Here is a 22,097-nt window from a genome sequence, read left to right on the forward strand (position 1 = left end):
ACATCCCTGAACCGACGGGAGAGACACCGTGCTTGGCCTCGAACTCATCGTGGTCCTGGGCCTTGCCCTCCTGCTCGGCGAAGGCATCGGCCACCGACTGCGCATCGCACCGCCCGTGCTGCTGCTCGTCATCGGCGCGCTGCTGGGCTTCGTCCCGGCGCTGCGTGAGGTCCACATGCCGCCTGAGGCCGTGCTGCTGCTGTTCCTGCCGGCGCTGCTGTACTGGGAGAGCCTGACGACCTCGCTCCGCCAGATCCGCAGCGACCTGCGCGGCATCGTCCTGATGGGCACCACCCTGGTGATCGTCACTGCGGGTGCCGTCGCTGTCGTAGCCAATGCGCTGGGGTTGGACTGGGGCCCGGCCTGGGTGCTGGGCGCCGCGGTCGCCCCTACTGACGCCACCGCCGTCGGTGTTCTCGCCAAGTCCCTGCCTCGCCGCAACGTCACCCTGCTGCGTGCCGAGAGCCTGATCAACGACGGCACCGCGCTCGTGGTCTACGGCCTCGCGGTGGGCATCACGGTCGGCGAGGAACATCTGACGTTCCCCCACGTCACGTGGCTGTTCCTGGTCTCCTACATCGGCGGTGCCGCCGCCGGCGCGCTCACGGCCTGGCTGGGCATCCAGGTGCGCCGCCGTTTCCACGATCCGCTGATGGGCAACGTGGCGGTCGTCATCACACCGTTCACGGCGTTCCTCCTGGCCGAGCTGATCCATGCCTCGGGGGTCCTCGCCGTCGTCGTGGCCGGGCTGATCATGAGTCAGGCGTCCCCCCGGCTGGTCGGGGCTGCGACGCGTCGCCAGGGCGAGGAGTTCTGGACTCTGTCGACCTTCGTCCTCAACGGCGCCCTGTTCGTCCTGGTCGGTCTTGAGGCGCAGTCAGCCGTGCGCGGTCTGCACGGGAACGACCTAACCCATGCGCTGATCGCGGTCGGAGCCGTCTCGGCCGTGCTCGTGGGAGCACGGTTCGCCTTCCTGTTCACGGCGGTCCATCTGATCCGCCTGGTCGACCGCCGCCCGCAGCAGCGGCTGCGCCGGATGAACTATCGCGCCCGTGTGGTCAGTTCCCTGTCCGGTTTCCGCGGTGCCGTGTCCCTGGCGGTGGCACTGTCTGTGCCGACCGCGCTGGACTCGGGCGCGCCGTTCCCGGACCGCGACACGATCGTCTTCGTCACCTCGGGCGTCATCGTTACCACGCTGGTGGTGCAGGGCCTGCTGCTTCCCGTGGTGGTCCGCTGGGCCCGCCTGCCCCGCGACACCTCGGTCGACGAGGAGCTGTACCTCGCGGAGACCTCCGCTACGGAGGAGGCCCTCAAGTCGCTTCCCCAGGTGGCCGAGGAACTCGGCACCGACGCGGCCGTCACGGAGCGCATGCGCCACGAGTACGAGACCCACCTGCAGGTTCTGCGAGCGAGCGGCGGAGAGGCCGACGACGAGGAGGCGCTGCGCCACGACCGGCACTACACCGCGCTGCGCCTCGAACTCCTCGCCCACAAACGCGCCACCGTCCTGCGGCTGCGCGACGAGCACGAGATCGACGACACCGTGCTGCGCCAGGTCCAGCGGCGCCTCGACATCGAGGAGGTACGCCTGTCCCGGCAGCAGTCGGCCGAGTGACCCTCCCGGTCACCGTGCCGCCTGGGCCCTGATCTGGTCGAGGGCGTCGTTGAACCCGTCCGGCGTGCCGCTGGAGCCCGCCAGCCGGGAGACGCGCACCTCGTCGATGTTCCGGCCGACGACGACGTCCGGGACGGCCTCGGCGAAACGTTCCTGGTAGTCGAGCGAGGTGGGGATCGTGGCGTTCGGGGTCACCTCGGCATCGGTGATGACACCGTCGTCGAGGGTGACCGTCACGTCGATGCTGGAGGGCAGGCCCCCATACCACCCCGTCGCACGGTACGTGCCGTCGGCGTAGCCGGAGTTCCGGGCGGACACCGACGGGGACGAGGAGGCCGTGGCCCGCCGCGTGCCCGCCCCGTCCTGCTCGTCGTCCGCGGCGGAGCAGCCGGCGACGGCCGCGGAGACGGAGGCTCCGAGCAGCGTCGCGGTCGCGATCTTCCTGTGCAGGGCTGACATGGGTCGTCGTGCTCCTTTGATTGCGCTGGTCATGCTGTCTGCTGCTGCGCCCGACGGCCCGTGAACACTTCACCGGGGAAGTCCCGCGACACCTCGACATGCCCGTCGGCGTGCATCCGCACATACGCGAAGGGGAAGTCGTGGGCGAGCGTGGGTCCTTCGGTGAAGAACAGCGCGGTCGCCAGTCCGTCGGCGACCGCGGCCTCGTCGGCGACGGCCCACGTGGCGACGACGCCCCTGACCGGCCGACCCGTGCGGGCATCGACCACGTGATGCAGCCCTTCGCCCCAGGCGCGCCGGTTGACCGCCGACGCGCACAGCGCCCGGCCCTTCAGATCCGCCACTCCGATGACGAGCCGCGGATCGAATGGGTGCTCAAGACCGACCCGGATGGTCGGCCCGCCCTCGTGCCGTAGATCGCCGCCGCCGTCCACGACGAACCGCTCAATGCCGGCGCCTCGCAGGACGTCCGCGACCAGATCGACGAGGTAGCCCTTCCCGGCCGCGCCGACGTCGATCACGAGCGGACGCCGGGTGACGACGAGCGCGCCGTCCCGGACGACATCGGCAGCCCAGGTCACCCGGCCCCGGGCGCTCTCCTGGGCCCGGATCGCCGCCGGAGCGGGCGTGAGCGAGTAAGCGGGGTCGTATCCGAGCAGCTCCAGATCGCGGCCCACGAGGGGATCGACGGCGCCCGAAGTGGCCGCGGCAAGACGGTCGTACAGGTCGAACAGGGCCAGGGCATCGTCCGGGAACTCGAACCGGCCGCCGTGCGGTGCGGCGGCGATCCGGGAGACCAGTGAGTCCGGCCGGAATCGGGAGTACGTGGCGTCGAACCGGCGTATCCGCTCCAGGACGTCCGCGCGCACGCCCTCGGCGAGGGGCTCGTCCGTCTCGATGCTCCACCGGGTGCCGATGGCGTCGAAGGCGACGCGTTGCACAGCCACTGTCCGTACCTCTCACCCGTCGAAGGCCGGGCTCGGGCCTTTGGCGTCCACGGTGCCGTGCGCGACCGATGCGAGGGAGACCGTGTGGTGCCGGGGAGCGCCGTTCCAGGGTGTGACAGGGCCTGCCTCACGCCGCTCATCTGCGCTATCCATCAGACTGTGCTCGCGACGGGCATGGGAGAAAGGGCACGGCCAGTGAGGAACACAGGCAGTGCGGAGCACGCTCCACAGGCCGGGGCACGCCCCGTACTGGTCGGCAGTCGGGTGACCACGTTCGAGCTCTTCTTCGACCTTGTGTACGTCATCACCCTCACCCGCGTCACCCAGTACATGGCCCAGGAGCACAGCGGTCTCGGTGTGCTCCACGGCGTGCTGCTTCTGGCTCTGGTCTGGTTCTCGTGGTCGGCGTACGCCTGGCTGGGCAACCAGGCCCGGGCCGACCTGGGCGTCGTACGGCTGGGGATGACACTCGCCATGGCCGGGGTCTTCGTGATCGCGTTGACCGTCCCGGAGGCGTGGGACGACTCCCCAGGTGGGCTGTACGGGCCGCTGGTGCTGCCCTGTGCCTACCTGCTCGTGCGCAGCGTGCACCTCGTCATCTACGCGCACCTGGCGCGCGGCGACCGGGGGCTGCTGCGGCAGATCGCCGTGTCGTGGCCGCCGGTGCTGACCGGCTCCGCCCTTCTCATCGTCGGCGCAGCGATCGGCGGCCGATGGCAGACGACGCTGTATGCGGCGGCGATCGCGGTGGACTGGGGCGGCGTCTACCTCACGTCGCGGCGGGGCAGTTGGCGCATCCACAGCGCGCCGTACTTCACCGAGCGGCATCAGCTGTTCGTCATCATCGCGATCGGCGAGTCACTCATCGCCATGGCCGCCGGCGCCACGGACCGTCCGATCGGCGTGCCTCTGCTGGCAGCCGGCGTTCTGGGCGTGGCGGCGGCAGCGGGCCTGTGGTGGCTGTACTTCGACGTGGTGAGCCTGCTGGTGGAGCACCGGCTGGCCGAGACACGGGGGCGGGCCCGCCTCAGCCTGGCGGTCAACGCCTACGGCTACGCCCACTTCCCCATCGCGGCGGGCATCGTGCTGACCGCGCTCGGCGTCGAGGGCGTCGTGGCCTACGCCGACAGCGGCAAGGGACTGGGCGGCTTCTACGCCGGCGTACTGTGCGGCGGAGCCGCCACGTATCTCGCCGGTCTGCTGCTCTTCGGCCGTATCTCCGCCGGGGTGTGGGGCCCGTTCCGCCTGGCCGCTGTGTGCCTGCTGCTCGCCTGGCTCCCGGCGGCGGTCGTGCTGCCGCCGCTGGCCGGGCTGTCCGGCGTCGTGGTGCTGCTGGCCGCAGTGGCCGCCTGCGAGACCTGGTGGTACGCGGAACTGCGCCGGAGCGTGCGCCCGGAACAGGGGTCAAATGACCCAGTCTGACAGTGCCGTGCCCCGTGGGACAGATGGGAGAGGGGCTCTGTCACACCCCGGCTCACCGCTCCCCGGCATGGCACGGCCTGTCACATGTCCACCGGGCCCAGCATGCTGCAGCAAGACCGCAATCTCCCCCCATCGAGAGAGTGGGCATGACTGCCGAGCCCTCCGCATCAGATGTGTTTCCCCCCACCCAGCCCCCGTCCGCACCGACTCGCCGGACCTTCATCGCGACGACCTCCGTGGCCGGCGGTGTCCTCGCGGCGGGCGGTCTGGCCGCAGGTACGTCGCTGCTCGGTGCCGAGGCGGCCGCGGCCGCCTCGGCACCACCCGGCAGCCGTGTCACCTTGACCGTCAACGGCCGTCGGCACACCGTCACGGTGGACAACCGGACGTCGCTGCTCGACCTGTTACGCGAGCACCTGGGACTGACCGGCTCCAAGAAGGGCTGCAACGCCGGTGCCTGCGGGGCCTGCACGGTCCTGGTCGACGGACGCCGGGTCAACTCCTGTCTGACGCTGGCGATTCGCCTGAACGGCGCTGTGGTCACCACGATCGAGGGCCTGGCCGACGGCGACGAACTGCACCCGCTCCAGCAGGCGTTCATCGACCAGGACGCTTTCCAGTGCGGCTACTGCACCCCGGGCCAGATCATGTCCGGCGTCGGCTGCATCCAGGAGGGCCACACCGGATCTGAGGACGAGATCCGGGAGTGGATGAGCGGCAACATCTGCCGCTGCGGCTGTTACGTGAAAATCGTGCGCGCGGTCGAGCAGGCCGCCGCCGACGGGAAGTAAGGGGCCACCCGCCATGTATCCCTTTACGTACACGAAGGCCACCGACACCCGCGAGGCACTCGACGCCGGGCAACGCGGCGGACGCTACATCGCCGGCGGCACCACCCTGGTCGACCTCATGCGGGAGACCGTCGAGCGTCCCGGCTCGCTGGTCGACATCGGCGGACTGCCGTTGCACGAGGTGAGAGTCACCGAGGGCGGCGGCCTGCGCATCGGCGCGCTGGTGACGATGGCCGAAGCCGCCACGCACCCCAAGGTCCGCATCGCCTACCCCGTCGTCTCCCAGGCGCTGGAGCTGAGCGCCTCCGCCCAGCTGCGGAACATGGCGACGATCGGCGGCAACATCATGCAGCGCACCCGGTGCACGTACTTCCGCGACGTGACGGCCGACTGCAACAAGCGCGAGCCGGGCTCGGGGTGTGCGGCGCTCGAAGGCTTCAATCGCACCCACGCGATCCTCGGCACCTCCGACTCCTGCGTGGCCACCCACCCCTCCGACGTCGCCGTGGCCTTCGCGGCACTGGAGGCGCGGGTGCACCTCCTCGGCCCGGACGGCGAGCGCACCGTCCTTTTCGCCGACTTCCTGCTCAAGCCGGGAAGCACCCCGAACCGCGAACAAGCGCTGCGGCAGGGCGAGTTGATCACCGCGGTGGAGATCCCGGCCCACGCGCGGCCGCTCGCGTCCGGCTACCTGAAGGTCCGGGACCGGCAGTCCTACGAGTTCGCGCTGACCTCGGCGGCCGTCGCACTGCACATCCGCCGCGGGGTGATCCGTGAGGCGAAGGTCGCCGCCGGAGGCGTGGGCACCGTGCCCTGGAAGCTGCCTGCCGTCGAGCAAGCCCTCATCGGTGAGCGGCCCTCGGGCCGGCTCTGGGCCGAGGCCGCCGGCCACGCGGCGGACGGCGCCCGCCCGCTCCAGCACAACCGCTTCAAGGTCGAGCTGCTCAAACGCACCGTCGAACGCCAGCTGCGCATCGTAGGAGACATCGCATGAGCCCCCAGCCGCAGGCAGCAGTCGGCGCGCCGCTCTCCCGCGTGGATGGGCGGCTGAAGGTGACCGGCCAGGCGAAGTACGCCGCCGATCAGGAACCCGAGGGGCCCGAGGGAGTCGTGCACGCCGTCGTCGTCGACAGCAGCGTGGGCCGGGGCCGGATCACCGGCATCGACACCCGCGCCGCCGAGGCCCAGCCGGGCGTACTGAAAGTGATCCACCACCGTAACGCCCCCAAGCTGCCCTACAGGCCCAACCCGGGCTCGCTGAACCTTCCGGGTGAGCGGCTGCGCGTCTTTCAGGACGACCAGGTCCGCTTCCACGGCCAGCCGGTCGCCGTCGTCGTGGCCGCCACCCTGGAAGCCGCCCAGCACGCGGCGAGCCTGGTGAGCATCGACTACGACAGCGAGCGGCCCGCCACCGACCTCTCCGAAGCACCGGCGGCAGGCGAGCCCAGGACCTACGCGCGCGGCGACGCGGAGGCGGCCCTGCGATCCGCCCCCGTACGGCTGGAGATGACGTACCGGCCGGCCCGCAACCACCACAACGCGATGGAGCTCCACGCCACCGTCGCCCGCTGGGACGGCGACCGGCTCACGCTGTGGGACAAGACCCAGTGGGTGCGGAGCCCCCGTGACGAACTCGCCGCGAACTTCGGCATCCCGGCGGAGAACATCCGTGTCATCTCCCCCTTCGTCGGCGGCGCGTTCGGCAACGCCGCGCGGGCCTGGCCGCACATCACCATCGCGGCCCTCGCCGCCCGCGAGACGGGACACCCGGTCAAGCTCGTGCTGACCCGCAAGCAGCTCTACTTCGGGGTGGGCTACCGGCCGTCGTACGAGTACACGGTGCGCCTCGGCAGCGACCGCCGAGGCCGGCTCACCGCCATGACCCACGACCTGCGCGCCGAGACGTCGAGGTACGAGACGTTCGCCGAGCGCGGCGTCATCGCTCCGGGCCAGATGCTGTACACCACGCCCAACGTCAGCCAGACACACCGTACGGTGCCGCTGGACGTGAACACCCCGACCCCGATGCGCGGCCCCGGCTACACCACCGCCGCCTTCGCCGTCGAGAGCGCCATGGACGAGCTCGCCCACGAGCTGGGCATCGACCCCATCGAACTGCGGCTGCGCAACGAGCCCGACAACGACCAGTCCAACGGGCGGCCGTTCTCCACCCGGCGGCTGCGCGAGTGCTACACCATCGGCGCCCGCGAGTTCGGCTGGAGCCGTCGCGACCCCAGGCCCCGCTCGACCCGCGACGGCGACTGGCTGATCGGCACCGGCATGGCGACCGCCCTCTACGACACCCTACGGGGCTCGGGCCAGGCCCGGGTGCGGCTGGACGCCGACGGCACCGCCCTGATCGAGTCCGCGACCAGCGACATGGGCCCCGGCACCTACACCTCCATGACCCAGGTCGCCGCCGACGCCCTCGGCCTCGCGGTCCGCAACGTGACCTTCCGGCTCGGCGACACCGCCATGCCCGAGGCCCCGATCCACGGCGGCTCGCAGACCATGGCCAGCGTCGGAACCATCGTCCAGGACGGTTGTGACAAGCTGCGCCGGCAGGCGGTCGAACTCGTCGTCCAGGACTCGCGATCACCGTTGTACGGCGTCGACGCGGAGGACGTGGTGGTGCGCGGCGGTCGGATGCATGTGCGGGACAACCCCGCCCGCGGGGAGACGTACCGGCAGCTGCTCACCCGCAACGACCGTGCTCACCTGGAGGCGATGGGGTCCTGGACCCCGGGGCAGTCCCGGTCCTCCATGTACGCCTACGGGGCGGTGTTCGCCGAGGTCGGCGTGGACGCCCGACTGGGCCTGGTGCGGGTACGGCGCATGCTCGGCGTCTTCGACGCGGGCCGCATCATCAGCCCCAAGCTCGCCGACAGCCAGGCCCTGGGCGCCATGGTCGGCGGCATCGGCACGGCCCTGCTGGAGCACACGGTCACCGACCACCGCGACGGCCGGATCGTCAACGCCAATCTCGCCGACTACCTGGTCCCGGTCAACGCCGACGTCCCCGACATGAAGGCGATCTACGTCGACGGGCGCGACGACGAGGCCGACCCCATCGGCGTCAAGGGCCTCGGCGAGGTCGTCCTGGTCGGCGTGGCGCCCGCCATCGCCAACGCCGTCTTCCACGCCACGGGCCGACGGGTGCGCGAACTGCCCATCACCGCCGAGTCCCTCCTCTGACCACCGTCAGGCGGCGGCTCCACGCACCGCCGGCCGCCTCCACGGCCTCCGTGCGCCAGCCGTGCACGACCATGCCGAGCCGGTCCACTGTCACATCCGCCTCCGGAAGGTCCCGGTCACCAGGTCGTGGCCACGGTGCGGACCGTGGCCCAGGTGTCGCCCTTGTGGGCGTAGTCGGTGGTGAGTTGCAGCCGCCAGTCGGCGCGGGTGCCGTACACGGTCGCGTCCGTGACGGTCCGGGCGACGAGGCGAGCCGTGTCGCCCTCGATGTCGAGTGTCGTCTTCTTCTCGTCGATCGTGTGGTAGACGAACCGGCCCTGCCGCATCTCGGCCAGCCATTCGGCTTTCGGCTGCACATAGCCGGTCATGTGGGTGAGGGTGAAGTCGTCGTCGAGCAGGTCGTCGAGCGCCGCGGTGTCTCCCTCGTCCATGGCGTCCAGATAGGCGCGGTGAGCGTCGAAGATATCCTCGCGGGCTCTCTGGTCGGCTGACGGCTGCACGGTGGCTCCTGACGTGGGTGCGGTCCTGTCGGCGGACGCGGACAGTGCGGGGGCTGATGTGGGTGTCGACGACGGCGTGCAGGAGACCGCCGACACAGCCAGGGCCGCCCCCGCCGCCAGACCTGTCCATCCCCAGGATCGCTTCATCGGCCCGGCTCCGCGTTCTCCAGCGGCCATCGGTGACCAGGCCGTCGGCCTCGGCACGACCCCAGCTTCCGGGCTCGTAGGCGACCGGCTTCCCGTCGGGGCCGAGCAGCTCCCTGACGATGCGCTAGGACGACGCCGACCCCGTCGCGACGCCCCTTCAGCGCCCGGCCGACGAGCTCCTCTTTGGTGAAGGGCCCGTAGACCTCGGCGGTGTCGATGAAGGTGACGCCCAGGTCGAGCGCCCTGTGGATCGTACGGATCGATTCCGCGTCATCTGTGCTCGCCCCGGTATAGGCGTGGGACATCGACATCGCGCTCAGACCGATGCGGGTGACCTCCAGATCGCCCAGCTTGATGTACTTCATCGTCCGCTCCCTGTGTCTCGGATTCCTGGGCACACCCGCGGATGCCCTGTGCTGGAGCGCCTGATCTTCGAGCTACAAGGCAGCCTGCTGCGGTCGCTCGCCGTGTGGGAGACCGCACCGTTCCGGGGAGTGGTGTTCCGGGGTGTGACAGGGCCCCCAGGGCCACCCCCAGACCGAACCCATACGCTTCCGGCCGGAACATCCCGTAGTTGTACGGGAGTCCGGCCGGGGACGGGAGGACGTTGTGCTGCGTTGTTCGGCTTGTGTGGCCGGTCAGCCGGTCAGCGGGGCGGTGCTTCCACGCCCGTCAGCGCGAGGGACGCTGCCGGAAGCCGGTCACCATGGATGGTGATCTGCGCGACGGCGGCGTTGAGCTCCTGGAGTTCGTCGGGGCTGAACCTGACTTCTTCCGCGCCGATGTTCTCCAAGAGGTGGGACAGCCTGGTGATGCTGGGTATCGGCACGATCCACGGCTTCTGGGCCTGCAGCCAGGCGAGGTCGATCTGGGCGGGCGTGGCGCCCTTGCGTACGGCCCACTCCTGGAGGAGCTGGACGAGTGGCATGTTGGCGGCCAGGTTGTCCCGGCTGTTGCGGGGCATCGCGGTCCGACGGTCTCCCTCTGTGAACGGGAAGTACGGACTCATCGCGCCGGTCGTGAAGCCCATGCCCAGGGGCGCCCAGCACACGAAGCCGATGCCGAGTTCCTCGCAGAGCGGCAGGACCTGCTCCTCCGGTCCGCGCCACAGCATGGAGTACTCGTTCTGGATCGCGGTGAGCGGCAGGACCGCGTGGGCCCGGCGGATGGTCCCGAGGCCCGGCTCGGACAGGCCCCAGTGCCGCACCTTGCCCTGAGCGACGAGTTCCTTCACCGTGTCCGCGACGTCCTCGATCGGGACGGTGGGATCCACCCGGTGCTGGTAGAGCAGGTCGATGTGGTCCGTCCGCAGGCGCCTCAGTATGCCGTCGACGACCTGCCGGATGCGGTCGGGACGGCTGTTCAGGCCGGTGTTCGCCCCGGTGTCCGGGTCGATGTTCCAGCCGAACTTGGACGCGATCACCACGTCGTCGCGGACGGTCCGGAGGGCTTCGCCGAGGATCCGTTCCGACTCGAACGGCCCGTACGCCTCGGCCGTGTCGAAGAACGTCACCCCCTGGTCGAAGGCTGTCCGGACGAGGGCGACCATGTCCTTGCGGCTGGTGACGGGGCCGTAGAGGTTGCCCGGCATGGTCTGGGTGCCGAGGCCGATGCTGGAAACCTTCAGGGACCCAGGCCCGGACCCGAGCCGACGGTGACCAGTCTGCGTGATGGCCGCGGTCACCGGGTTGCGACGGCCGACGGGGCCCTTGGTGCCGGTCTCGGACGATGCGGTTTGCGCCTGTGCCAGTGTGGCCGGCGCGGCCACCACCGAGGTGGCTGCCAGCCCGGCCGCACCCATCAGGAAGCCGCGACGGCCGCGGTCGGTCGAGTTGCCGTTCGGCGTGCTGTCCTGTTCGTGCATGCGTTACATCCCTCATGTTCGTCGGTTGAGAGCACCCTCGGTGCGTCACCGCATCACAGTCGGCGGCGAAGAAGCGGACCGCGCCGGAGACGAGCACCTGGGCACTTCGTCCGGCGGCATCGGCCCACCACGTCCGTGAATTCGGACGACGCCCCGGCTCGTCCGGTGAGGGGCGCGTCCTGTGGTGCCGATGTTGCCGGGCGGTCAGTAAAACTCAAGCAGAGCGCCCGCCGGGGTGGGAGGCCGTGCTGTTCCACGCCGTGCCAGTGCCCCCCAAAAACCGGGCAAAGATCCCTTTTGGCCGGGCTCGGCCCGGACCGCGGGACCGCAACTGGCGGGCGTCATGAAATCCCGAGACTGTCGAGCCAATCGCCCACCTCCGCCTCGGCATTGTCCATATCGTCTCGTGAGATCGTGAACGCATTACTGATCACAGTGGAATCAGCAAGCTTTTCGGTGACGATTTCAACAGTTCCCGACAGGCGGCTTCCGCCATGAGTGGTGAATAGAATGATGTTCTTTTTGCTGAAATCGTGCTGTTCAAGGAACGTGTGCACCGGCATCGGCAGGCTGTACCACCAGATCGGATAGCCGATGAATACGGTGCCATATTCTTCAAGGTTCGGTATCAGGGCTTTGAGTTTCGGCCTTTCGTCGTCTTCTTGCTGTTTTAGTGCGAGATCTGACAGTGTTTTGTGATCGAGGGGCAACTCTTCCGCTGTCTCGATACGGAATACCTCGGCGCCCGTGCTCTCCACGATGATTTGAGCGACGTGTTGGGTGTTCCCGAGAACCTTTCTATCAACGACATGAGTGCTGTTCTGCTCGTTCTCCGTCATATTGTTCGGGTCATCGGTTTCCGGCATCGAAAAGTAGGCGACCAAAGTGCGTGAATTATCCAATGGCGGGACGGTTTTCGAGGCTTCGGAACCGCCGAGTGCCTCGCCTGCCCCTCTTATTATTGAACAGCCCGCGGTTCCGGCTCCCGCCAGTGCGACGGTGGTCAGTGCAAGAAATTTTCGGCGCGTGGTGCTTGTCATCTCAGTGAACTCCGTTTCGTCGGCATGGGCGATTTCCTGGGGCCACGTGGAACTGGGGTCGCATCGACTACATGGTGAGGCGTTCCTGGTGTATTCGCCGTCCTGAGACGCCGATGCGCCGCAGTAGGCGTTGGTTCGCCAACACGGCGGGGTTCGGACCCACAATGAAGAACGCGCCCTTCGCGACTGCCTCTGCAGACAGCGTGCTGGCGAGATCTTCACGGCGGAACCGGCCGACACTGATGGTGACCTGCATACGGCTACCGGACGCGGCCTGGTACTCCTCGAGCACGTCGCGGTAATAGGCATCTTCTGCGCTACGTACGGCCCACAGCAGATGAATCCTCCGCGTGGTGTGGTGAGCTGCTGCCAGGCTGAGCAGCGGCGCCACGCCCGCGCCCATCCCGACGAGCACGAGCGGAGCTTCGCGGTCCCGTCCCTGGATGATCGATTCGAAGCGGCCGAACGGCCCCTCCAGGCGGACGCGGGTTCCCACTTCGACATTGTCGAGACGCCGGGTGAAGTCTCCGTGCTGCCGAATCGTGAAGGCCAGGGTCTTCTGGTTGTCGTCGGTCACCGAGAAGGGGTGCCATTCCCTACTCGCAGAAGAAAACCCCTCGAAGCTGAGGAAGAAGAAGTCGCCCGGCCGCAGGGTCGCCGCTTTGCTGTCGAGGCCCACCGACACCCTGCGGGTCGCCCCACCGCGCGTTTCGTTGCTGGTGAGGGTCCCCATCAGATACGTGTCGGGCGCGATCCATTTCTTCCAGACATAGATGCCGAGCGCCGTCACTGTGTACAGATCGAAAAGCACCATGAACGCGAAGTACTGATTCACTCTCACGAGCAGGTGGGCGTGCAGCCAGATCATCGCCACGATCACCAGGTTGAGTCGATGAATCCACACGGAGAGCTGGCGGCGGAGGACGGTCTCCAGAAGTCCCTTGACCTTAAGCAGCAGTCTCGACCTGTCGACGAACCACCCACTCATAAAGAACATCGAGTAGCACAGCACTGCGAGCGCTCCATAGAACCCCCAATCCCCCAGAATTCGAGCCAGGTGGCTCGGGGAGTAGGAGTTGTCACTGTGCACATATACTGCGGCGATTGCCAGTACGCCGAGTGCTCCATGCAGGCCGTAGATGGCCGGAAGTCCCACGAAACGGTGCAGCCAGGCCGGTCTCACGCTGAGCACGATGGACAACAGCCACCATGTATAGGCAATCAGGCCGAGGAATACATAGAACTTCAGGAGGTCGGGTTCAGTGGCCACGAACTCGTAGGTGAGAATCAGCGGGAGCGGAAACACCACCGCGAAGCTCCAGAACAGCAGCTTACGTAGCATCGTCAGGACTCCACCTGAGCTGTCCGGTTCGGCTCGCTCGACCGTTGTCCGACCTCAGGCGTTCCGACATCACCCACAAGGGAAAAACCTTGCCTGCCCGTGTCTCGCACATTTTGCAGGTTGACGTAAATGAGTGTTGCCATAGTCAGGGCAGCAACAGCGATCAGGGCAATCGCTTTGTATTTCGGATTCACGTGCAAGCCCTTTTCGGCGAGGGCGACTTGGAGGTCTTACTCATCGAGTACTCTTCCTGTTTTCCTTGTGTGGATTGCCTGACCGCAGACCCGTTGCGACGAGTGCGGGGGAGTGCGGTGCCGGCGGTCTCAGTGCGAGCGCAACGCGCACGCGGGCAGGGCGCGACGACCCCAGACCCGTGTCGGTACGTCGGCCCTTGCCGGCCGATCAGGAGAAAAAGATGGGCAGGCGCGGAACATAGGGTGCTTCAAGAGCGTCGACCTCGTCGTCGGTCAGCTCGATGTCGAGCGCCGCGACGGCGTCGGCCAAGTGGTGCGGCTTGGTGGCGCCCACGATCGGGGCCGAGACCACCGGGTTCTTGAGCACCCAGGCCAGCGCGATCTGCGCCATGGAGACCCCGCGCTCCTCGGCGATCTTCTGCACGGCGTCGACGATGGGCTTGTCGCTGTCGAGGAAGAGCGGCCGGCCGTTCATGTCGACCTGGCGGTCCTCCTCCGACCTGCGCGTCGTGCCCTGCTCGCCCCAGGGGCGGGTCACCCTTCCCCCGGCGAGCGGGCTCCACGGGATGCTGCCCACGCCCTGGTCTGCGAGCAGGCCGAACATCTCACGTTCCTCCTCGCGGTGGATCACGCTGTAGTGGTCCTGCATGGACACGAATCGCGTCCAGCCGTTCGCTTCCGCGGCGTGCTGCAGTTTCGCGAACTGCCACGCCCACATCGAGGAGGCGCCGATGTAGCGGGCCTTGCCTGCCTTGACCACGTCGTGCAGCGCTTCCATCGTCTCTTCGACCGGTGTCTCGGGGTCGAAGCGGTGGATCTGGTACAGGTCGACGTAGTCGGTGTCCAGGCGCCGCAGCGAGGCGTCGATCTGCTCCATGACTGCCTTGCGCGAGAGCCCCGCGCCGCCCGGCCCCTGGTGCATGGGCTGGAACAGTTTCGTGGCGAGGACGATGTCGTCGCGCTGGGTGTACTTCCGCAGCGCGCGTCCGACGATCTCCTCGGAGGTGCCCAGACCGTAGATGTTGGCGGTGTCCCAGAACGTGATGCCGAGTTCGACGGTCTGCCGGAAGATCGGCTCGGCCGCCGTGTCGTCGAGCACCCATGGCATCCGTTTCGCGGGGTCGCCGAAGCTCATGCAACCGAGCGCGATACGGCTGACTTTCAGGCCCGAGGTTCCGAGACGCGTGTGCTCCATGACCAACTTCCTCTGACTGATCTGTAGGGCTGTTTGTGGGGCAGATCTGTTGCGCTGATCTGTTGTGGTGCTTGGGCCGACGCCGGCTCAGTAGTAGCGGCCGCCCTGTGGGGTGGGCAGGGCATCGAGTTCGGCGAGATCGTCGGCGCTGAGCCGCACGTCGGCCGCGCCGGCGTTGTCCAGCAGGTACTTGGGGGTCTTGGTGCCGGGGATCGGGACGACGTACTCGCCCTGGGCCAGCACCCACGCCAACGCCACCTGCGCCGGTGTGACACCGATGCGCTCGGCGATCTCGCGGACCTTGTCGGCGATGGCGCGGTTGATCGCCAGGGCGTCGTCCTGGAAGCGGGCAAGGCCGCGCCGGAAGTCGTCCTTGGGCAGGTCGTCGTACGAGGTGAACCGGCCGGTGAGGAAGCCTTTGCCGAGGGGTGAGTACGGCACGAAGGCGATGTCCTGTTCCTTGCAGTACGGCAGCACCTCGGCCATCCAGTCCCGCGTCCACAGCGACAGCTCGGACTGCACCGCCGTGACCGGGTGGACGGACTGTGCCCGCCTGATCTGCTCGACACTCACCTCGGACAGGCCGATCGCGCGTGCCTTGCCTGCCGACACGGCCTCCGCCAGGGCGCCCACGCTCTCCTCGATGGGCACATCCGGGTCGACGCGGTGCAGGTAGTACAGGTCCACGTGGTCCGTGCCCAGACGCCGGAGGCTGTCGTCGATCGAACGACGAATGTGCTCCGGGCGGCCGTCGACGCCGGTGACCGCACCGTCCTTGCCCAGCACACCGACCTTGGTGGCCAGTACAGCGCGCTCGCGGTGGCCGTCCGCCAGGGCGGCCCGACCAACTGCTCGTTCGTGTAGGGGCCGTACACGTCGGAGGTGTCCAGCAGGGTCATCCCCAGGTCGAGGGACTGATGGATCACCGAAACCATCTCGGCCTCGTCACGCGGGGTCGCCTGGTCGTAGCTGAAGCTCATGCCCATGCAGCCCAGGCCGACGACGCCGACCTCGGGGCCGTCGGGGCCGAGGGTGGTGGTGCGCATGCTGTTGGTCCTTTCGGTCTTCGGTGGTTCGGACCGGGGTTCGGTGCGCGGGCGACGCACCGGCCGGGGTGAGTGCTGTGTCAGTCCGCGAACCCGGTACGCGATGCTCCGATCCGTGACGCGTGCGCCGAGTCGGACGCCGCCAGATCGAGCAGGACCATCGCGTCGTACTCGGTGCTGCCGGGCTCGGCGTGGTACACGACCAGCCGGTGGCCGGGGGTGCCTTCCAGCTGCATGGACTGGTAGCCGAGGGTGAGGTCGCCGACGTCCGGGTGGTGGAACGTCTTGCGGCCATAGGAGTGGCCGCGTACGTCGTAGCGTTCCCACAGGCGGGCGAACTCCGGGCTTTTGAGCAGGAGTTCACCGGCGAGCTGGGTGAGGTCGGGGGCATCCGGGTCGGTACCGGCCAGGGCCCGCAGGCGGGCTACGCAGCCGCGGACCTGGTTGCCCCAGTCGTCGAAGAGGTCGCGGGCGGTGGGGTGGAGGAAGACGTAGCGAGCGATGTTGCGCTGTCTCGCGGGCCAGTCCTCCATCCCGGCGAGGAGTCGCAGTCCGCCCGGGTTCCAGGCCAGTACGTCGCCCGTGCGGCTGACCACGTGCGCGGGCTGGGGCCGCATGGCCTCCAGCAGGAGCTTTACTCCGGGCCGTACGGAGCGGGTGGGCGCGGTGGGCGGTTTTGGAGATGTACGCGCGGCATGCGCGGCCAGGCTGCGCAGGTGGTCGTGTTCCGGCTCCTCCAGCCGGAGGGCGCGGGCGAGGGAGTCGACGACGGACGGGCTGGGGTGGGTCTCCTTGCCGCGCTCCAGCCGGGTGAAGTAGTCGATGCTGATCCCGGCCAGGGTGGCCAGTTCCTCACGGCGCAGTCCAGGTGTGCGACGCGCGCCGGCACCGGGTGGTAGGCCGACCTCCTCGGGGGTCACCTGGGCCCGTCGGGCGCGTAGGTAGCGCCCCAGCTCGGTGCCGCCGCTGTGTTGCTCACGATCCATGTCTTCCGAGTGTGGGGACGACACGACTTGGGTGGAAGGCGGATGGGGTGCCCTGTCACGGCACTGAACAGCACTCCGGGCTGCAACGCGGTCTGCCACATGGCGAGCCGGAGGTGCAGGCTTGACGTTCGTAGAACATCTCCGTTCCCGGCAGCCGCGCATCACGACGAATCCAGCTCGTGGCCGCGCTCGGCCGGGCAGTGGACGACCTCGGCGCGCCGGAGGTGCTCGTCTACACCGCTGACCACCGAGTGACGGCGCGCCCCACGACTTCGAGGTGGCGCGCCGTCCGCTCGCAGGCGGTTCGCGTGCTCCGCCCGGCCTCATCTCCCGCCAACGCGGCGCCTGTTCGGCGCGTCTGTCAGTCGTAGTCCTCGATCCGCCATTCGTCGTGCCAGTCCAGGAAGGCCATCTCTCCTTCGAAGCGCAGGGGCAGCCAGACGTAGTCCGCGATGGAAGTGTCGGGGTCGAGCAGTTCAGGGGGGAGGACGGCAGGGGTGTCGGAGGCGTCCTCCGTCGCGTCTCCGGAGAAGCGCCTGCGCATTTCTTCCTGGATCGGCTCGGCCAGCTCGGGTGCCAGGTGGGGCAGCCACCTGTCGGCCAGGGCGATGTAGAGGTCCTTCTTGTGCGGATGCTTGAACACCGAGCTGATCTGGGAGCGGTACGACGTCCCGGAGGTGTCCTGGGGATGCGGGTCCCCCAGCACGGTCCACGGGCCGTGGAAGGTCCGTGCGACGGCCACCTCCGACGGGTTGGGGGCGTAGCCGGTGGTGCCCGAAGTGATCAAGTAGTGCAGTCCGCCCCGCGTGAAGTGGGCCGGTGCCTCACGGACGTACGGCGGGTGGGGGTGGGGGAACTGGGTCGAGTAGTAGCCGTTGACGTTCGTGTAGTCGTCGGTCAGGTCGGCGCAGATCAGCTCGCTGTGCACGCGCTCGAAGTAGTAGTACGCCTTGCCGTCGTCGGGATGTACGGCGAGGTCGAAGTCGCCGGCGTTCATGCCGAGCGGGCGCAGCCCCGTGCGGACGACGCGGTAAGGGCCGAGGAAGTCGTCGGCGACGAGGACGGTGCTGGTCTGGGTATTCCCCTCGCCCATGATCTTGATCCAGCACACGTACTGCTTGGTGGCGGCGTTGAAGACGATGTGCGGGCGGTCGACCTGCTGGGCCGGGTGGAGAGGAGAGTTCGGGTCGCCCGGCTCGGGCGGGATGATCAGCCCGCGGTCCTCCCAGTTGTAGAAGTCGGTGGAGGAGTAGCAGCGGATCCCCCAGTGCCAGATTCCGCTGCCGGGCTTCGTCCGTTCCTTGTTCTCGCCGTACCAGTAGAACGTTCCGTCGAGGTACGTGATCGACCCGCCGTGCGCCTGGATGCGGTGGCCGGCCGTGTCGTACCAGACCTGGCCCGGGCGTATGGACGACTGGGGCGGTGGCGGTGTGGTCGTCACTTCGAACTCCCCTGCACGGTGTCGAGTGCGTCGACGAGCTGCCAGACGGACCGGGCTCGGGCGTAGGCCGCGTAACGGGAGATGTTCGGGTTGGCCACGAACCAGGACTCCGGTGTGGCGAAGGCATGGCCCTTGGTCGTGGCGCCGCCGTCGTAGATCCGGTTCGCCACGGCTTCGCTCATCTGCAGGGCCTTGGCGATGAGTTTCCCGTCGCCGGTCTTGCGGCCGATGTGCACGGCGGCCGCTGTCGCCATCCAGGTCGTGCCGGGCCACACGTCGGCGATCTCCGGGACGAAACGGCCGGTGCCAGGCTGGGCGTAGTCCATCGGGTACGGCTTCAGGTTCTCGTCGAGAATGATCGGCGGGCCTACGGGAACGCCGTTGGCGTCCTTAGGCGCTAGGAAGGCGTCCAGGGTGTTGTGCCAGTGCTGGCGGGCACGTCGCAGGTCGATCAGATCCGGCAGGCCGAGCTGGGAGGCGACGCACTGGGCGTAGAACGCGTCCAGGAAGGCCGCGTCCTTCGGCAGTACCGGCTTCTTGGCGCCGAAGATGTCGCCGGTCCGCCCGTCTATGCCGCCGGTGCCGTCGCAGTAGCGGTAGCGCCCGGTCTTGGGGTTCCAGAAGATCTCCTCGAACTCCTCCTTCGCCGCCGCGAGTTCGGTGTCGAGCTCTTTCTGTATGGCGGGCGTGGCCTCGGGGACTCCCAGGGCTCTGGCCTCGGGGGTGAGCGTCGACAGGATCTGGAGCGAGAGCAGGTACAGCTGGCAGTTGTAGATGCCGTGCCCGTTGACCAGGAGCTGGTCGTAGGTGCTCGGCGGATTGTTCGACGGCGGGTCAGCCGGGAGGTGGGAGCCGGGCGGGCGGAAGAACTGTGAGTGCTTCAGCGTCCGCAGCATCTGGGGATACCCGTAGGTCAACAGGCTCTTGTCGCCGGTCTCCTGGTACAGCGCGTACACCCGGTAGATGAGCTTGTGGAAGCAGTCCCGGAACGCGTCGCCGCCCGCGGGATCGAAGAGCTTGCCGAGATCGTCGGTGCCCGGAGGCGGTGCGCCGAAGACGGGTTCGGACGTTGCCGAGGGGGCGCCTTGGTTGGCTCCGGTCGCGTTGATGAACGGACCCGTGTCGAACATGATCTGCTGGGGCACCCGCCCCCACCGGTCCTGCTTGGTCAGCTGCAACCAGGCGCGCAGGCGCCCGAGTTCGATGTTGGGGAACAGCTTCGTGTACAGCAGGTACCCGAAGCTGTCGACGTCCATCTCATTGGCCGGTGCGCCGCCGCTTCCGCCGTCGATCGTGTAGAAGAGGTGAGTGCCGGGGATCTCCGCGCCCAGGCGCGGTCCGCCGGGGGCGGGAGTGATGGTGTTGCTGACCAGGCCCGCCTCCCAGAACGAGGCGTTGAAGACCATGCCGAACAGCTCGTTCAGGGCTGCTTTCCGCAGCCACACCGGGTACTTCGGGTTCTCGGCGATCGGCTTCCACCACGCCTCGACAGCGGCGAGGGAGTCGTCGTGCCGTGACAGCTCGCGCTTGGCGATGGTGAAGGCCTGCTTGAAGGGATACGAGTTCGGGACGTAGTCGTTGGTGGCCGTCGAGGTGGCGCCGAGGAACTCGGTGTAGCGGCGCATCCAGACGGCCCGGCCGCTGGGTGCGGCGTCGTAGTACACCTGGGGGAAGTCCCAGGACAGGGCGTACCGGACGGTGGTCTTCTGGCCCGGCCGCAGCCGCACGGTCACGGCGACGGCGCCCGCCGAGTCCGAGTCGTCCAGGGCACTGTTCGGCAGCCTGCCCGTGGAGGAGAACGGCTCGTAGATGTCGCTCCCGTCGCCCGGCCCGTTCCAGGAGGTGACGTACGTCAGTTTCTGGCCGGTGGCCGGCAGGGCGGCGATGGTCCACTCCGACTTGTAGGAGTCGGGCGTGTTCGTCCGGTGGTCCGAGCCCAGCGTCACGCCGGCGACACCCGACCGGGCGTCGGTGTCGAAGCGGCTGTAGAGCCCGGTGCGCGTCGTGCCCGACGGATGCGGAGTGGCGTTCGGGAAGGTGAACATCACCGAGAGGTCGACGGCCTTCGTCGTGGGGTTGGCCAGTTCCACGTCGAAGAAGGCCACCGGCATGGAGGTGCGTTCGTCCTCTTCGGCCACGATCGGCGACCAGAACCGCATGGACACCTGTGACCGGAACACGTTGTAAGAGGTCCAGCCGAACGGGTACAGCGCGGCATAGGTGCCGTCGCCGGGGTTCAGCTGGTTCCACTGCGGAAGAACCCCGGCGAAATCCCGCTGCGGAGCGATGTGGTCGTGCCGCGTGGCGAGCGTCTTGACGGTCGGGCCGCCCGAGGCACCCGGGACCTGCTCACGGACGTGGAAGGCCGCCTGGGGCAGCGTGCGCATGTCCCACCAGTCCGAGGCCTGTGAACCGCCCATGCTCCACGGCCCGAAGGTTCCGAACAGGTTGTAGTGGAACGAGCCGGCGCCGACGCCGCCGAGCGGGATGCCCAGACCGGGCACGCTCATGCCGCCTGCGGATCCGCGCAGGCCCGAGGGCTCGCCGGTGCGGCACTCCGGGTCGGCCCCCGCCTCGCAGGGGCCGTCCGGTGCGAGGCCCCAGGTGCGGATGTACGCCGCCTCCGGCCCCCTCGCCGCGTTGAGCGGTGACGCGTGGGCGGTCGGGGTCGAGGGAAGGGGCGGGAATCCACCGAACTCGCCTGCGGCGACGAGCCCGGCCACGGAGAGCGCGCCCGCGCTCCCGCGCAGGAAAGCCCTGCGTGGGAAGCCTCCGCCCTCGCGTGTCGTGTTCGGTTCGGACCTGTCCTGCGGCTCCATGGCAGTCCTTTCGGGGGTACTGGTGGGGGGAATGCGTCCAGGGGAGGGTGGTGCGTATAGGGGAGTGGGTGGTGCGTGTACTCAGACGGCCCGCGCGCCCAGGGCCGTGCGCGGACCGTCGGCAGACCGCGACTACGCCCTCGAGACGCAGTCGCCAATCACCCGCGCATCGCCGCCGCTCACGACCCGACCTTGGGAGCCGGAAGCTCCGCCGCCATCGTTTCCAGGCGCTTGGCCCGCCGCAGTCGCTGCTTCTTCGGATCCGCGACGGGAGCCGCCATCTGCAGCTTGCGTGTGTAGGGGTGCTCGGGAGCCGTCGCGACATCGGTCGCCTTGCCGATCTCGACAATGTGCCCCTGATGGAGGACGGCGATCCGGTCGCTCACCTCGTTGACGACGCCGAGGTCGTGGCTGATGAACAGGTACGCCACACCCGTCTCGCGCTGGATGTCCTTCAGCAGCGTGAGCACCTTGGCCTGGGTGGTCACGTCCAGCGCGCTGGTGGGTTCGTCGCAGATGATGACCGCGGGGTCCAGAGCGAGCGCGCGGGCGATGGCGATCCGCTGCCGCTGCCCTCCGGAGAACTCCCGTGGTGTGCGCCGTCCGCAGTCGGCGGGCAGACCGACGGCGTCTAGGAGTTCACGTACACGGGCCCGTTGTCCTGTTGCGGTGCGCCCGTCGCCGCCCTCGCCGGCGAGGAGCGGTTCGGCCAGGATGTCCTCGATCACCATGGACGGGTTCAGCGAGGAGTACGGGTCCTGGAACACGACCTGGATGTCCCGTGCGAGGACGCGCCGACGGGCCCGTGAGATGTTGCTGACGGTCTTCCCGCGGAACGTGACGGTGCCCGCCGTCACCGGGGCGAGCCCGAGGATCGCGCGCCCGATCGTGGTCTTCCCCGACCCGGACTCGCCCACCAGACTCAGCGTCTCCCCGGCCCGCAGGTCGAAGGAGACACCGTTGATCACGGTGGCGCCGGTGGCCCGGCGTCCTCCGAAACGTACGACGAGGTCTTCGACCTTCAGTACGGGCTCCGACTCCCCTGCGGGCTCCGATTCCCGTACGGTCTGCGCTTTCGGTACGGCCTCCGGCAC

At 68.5% G+C, this 22,097-nt stretch carries 17 protein-coding genes and 2 pseudogenes; 5 read left to right on the forward strand and 14 right to left on the reverse strand.

Annotation, left to right across the window (positions count from 1 at the left end; genetic code table 11):
• Positions 1-28: 28 nt before the first annotated feature.
• Positions 29-1,615 (forward strand): Na+/H+ antiporter, encoded by a 1,587-nt coding sequence (locus OG828_RS44295; protein WP_328370219.1) that lies wholly within the window; start codon positions 29-31, stop codon positions 1,613-1,615.
• A gap of 9 nt (positions 1,616-1,624) precedes the next feature.
• Here OG828_RS44295 and OG828_RS44300 read toward each other — a convergent pair whose 3' ends face one another.
• Both OG828_RS44300 and OG828_RS44305 read right to left on the reverse strand, forming a co-directional pair.
• On the reverse strand, positions 1,625-2,074 hold the full coding sequence (locus tag OG828_RS44300; protein ID WP_328370222.1) for a hypothetical protein: 450 nt from the start codon (positions 2,072-2,074) through the stop codon (positions 1,625-1,627).
• A 29-nt stretch (positions 2,075-2,103) separates the two neighbouring features.
• On the reverse strand, positions 2,104-3,021 hold the full coding sequence (locus OG828_RS44305; RefSeq protein ID WP_328370225.1) for an FAD:protein FMN transferase: 918 nt from the start codon (positions 3,019-3,021) through the stop codon (positions 2,104-2,106).
• Positions 3,022-3,285: 264 nt separating this feature from the next.
• On the opposite strand from OG828_RS44305, the gene OG828_RS44310 reads away from it, so the two are divergent.
• The 4 genes from OG828_RS44310 (at position 3,286) to OG828_RS44325 (ending at position 8,429) form a co-directional block, all read left to right on the forward strand.
• Positions 3,286-4,443, forward strand: coding sequence for a low temperature requirement protein A (locus OG828_RS44310; RefSeq protein ID WP_328370227.1), 1,158 nt, complete (start codon positions 3,286-3,288; stop codon positions 4,441-4,443).
• A 146-nt stretch (positions 4,444-4,589) separates the two neighbouring features.
• On the forward strand, positions 4,590-5,234 hold the full coding sequence (locus OG828_RS44315) for a (2Fe-2S)-binding protein (RefSeq protein WP_033531049.1): 645 nt from the start codon (positions 4,590-4,592) through the stop codon (positions 5,232-5,234).
• Positions 5,235-5,247: 13 nt separating this feature from the next.
• Entirely contained in the window at positions 5,248-6,228 is a 981-nt protein-coding gene (locus OG828_RS44320) for an FAD binding domain-containing protein (RefSeq protein ID WP_328370231.1), read from the forward strand.
• A gap of 116 nt (positions 6,229-6,344) precedes the next feature.
• Positions 6,345-8,429, forward strand: a complete 2,085-nt coding sequence (locus OG828_RS44325) for a xanthine dehydrogenase family protein molybdopterin-binding subunit (protein ID WP_443060311.1) — start codon at positions 6,345-6,347, stop codon at positions 8,427-8,429.
• Between the two features lie 116 nt (positions 8,430-8,545).
• Here OG828_RS44325 and OG828_RS44330 read toward each other — a convergent pair whose 3' ends face one another.
• The 12 genes and pseudogenes from OG828_RS44330 to OG828_RS44385 all read right to left on the reverse strand — a co-directional run bounded on the left by OG828_RS44330 (position 8,546) and on the right by OG828_RS44385 (position 22,097).
• Complete coding sequence (locus OG828_RS44330) at positions 8,546-8,929, reverse strand: nuclear transport factor 2 family protein (RefSeq protein WP_328370236.1); 384 nt, start codon at positions 8,927-8,929, stop codon at positions 8,546-8,548.
• Between the two features lie 257 nt (positions 8,930-9,186).
• Positions 9,187-9,441, reverse strand: a pseudogene (locus OG828_RS44335) (aldo/keto reductase); the annotation flags it as partial.
• Positions 9,442-9,722: 281 nt separating this feature from the next.
• On the reverse strand, positions 9,723-10,940 hold the full coding sequence (locus OG828_RS44340) for an aldo/keto reductase (RefSeq protein ID WP_328370239.1): 1,218 nt from the start codon (positions 10,938-10,940) through the stop codon (positions 9,723-9,725).
• Positions 10,941-11,281: 341 nt separating this feature from the next.
• Positions 11,282-11,980 carry a flavodoxin gene (locus OG828_RS44345; RefSeq protein ID WP_328370241.1) on the reverse strand — a complete coding sequence of 233 codons (699 nt, stop codon included), beginning with the start codon at positions 11,978-11,980 and terminating at the stop codon, positions 11,282-11,284.
• 67 nt (positions 11,981-12,047) lie between these two features.
• A complete protein-coding gene (locus tag OG828_RS44350) occupies positions 12,048-13,322 on the reverse strand; it encodes an FAD-binding oxidoreductase (RefSeq protein ID WP_328370243.1) in 1,275 nt (424 codons plus the stop codon).
• A gap of 2 nt (positions 13,323-13,324) precedes the next feature.
• The gene (locus OG828_RS44355; RefSeq protein ID WP_328504338.1) at positions 13,325-13,516 is read right to left on the reverse strand and encodes a hypothetical protein; all 192 of its coding nucleotides are present in this window, start codon (positions 13,514-13,516) and stop codon (positions 13,325-13,327) included.
• A gap of 208 nt (positions 13,517-13,724) precedes the next feature.
• Positions 13,725-14,711, reverse strand: a complete 987-nt coding sequence (locus OG828_RS44360; RefSeq protein ID WP_328370246.1) for an aldo/keto reductase — start codon at positions 14,709-14,711, stop codon at positions 13,725-13,727.
• 87 nt (positions 14,712-14,798) lie between these two features.
• Positions 14,799-15,757, reverse strand: a pseudogene (locus tag OG828_RS44365) (aldo/keto reductase).
• An 80-nt stretch (positions 15,758-15,837) separates the two neighbouring features.
• Positions 15,838-16,743 (reverse strand): helix-turn-helix transcriptional regulator, encoded by a 906-nt coding sequence (locus OG828_RS44370; RefSeq protein ID WP_033531056.1) that lies wholly within the window; start codon positions 16,741-16,743, stop codon positions 15,838-15,840.
• 361 nt (positions 16,744-17,104) lie between these two features.
• On the reverse strand, positions 17,105-18,184 hold the full coding sequence (locus tag OG828_RS44375; protein WP_328370251.1) for a family 43 glycosylhydrolase: 1,080 nt from the start codon (positions 18,182-18,184) through the stop codon (positions 17,105-17,107).
• On the reverse strand, positions 18,181-21,003 hold the full coding sequence (locus tag OG828_RS44380) for a GH116 family glycosyl-hydrolase (protein WP_328370254.1): 2,823 nt from the start codon (positions 21,001-21,003) through the stop codon (positions 18,181-18,183). The genes OG828_RS44375 and OG828_RS44380 overlap by 4 nt, the downstream gene beginning before the upstream one ends.
• 179 nt (positions 21,004-21,182) lie before the next feature.
• Entirely contained in the window at positions 21,183-22,097 is a 915-nt protein-coding gene (locus OG828_RS44385) for an ABC transporter ATP-binding protein (RefSeq protein ID WP_328370257.1), read from the reverse strand.

It is taken from the genome of Streptomyces sp. NBC_00457 (assembly GCF_036014015.1).
In the GTDB taxonomy this organism is placed as follows: domain Bacteria; phylum Actinomycetota; class Actinomycetes; order Streptomycetales; family Streptomycetaceae; genus Streptomyces.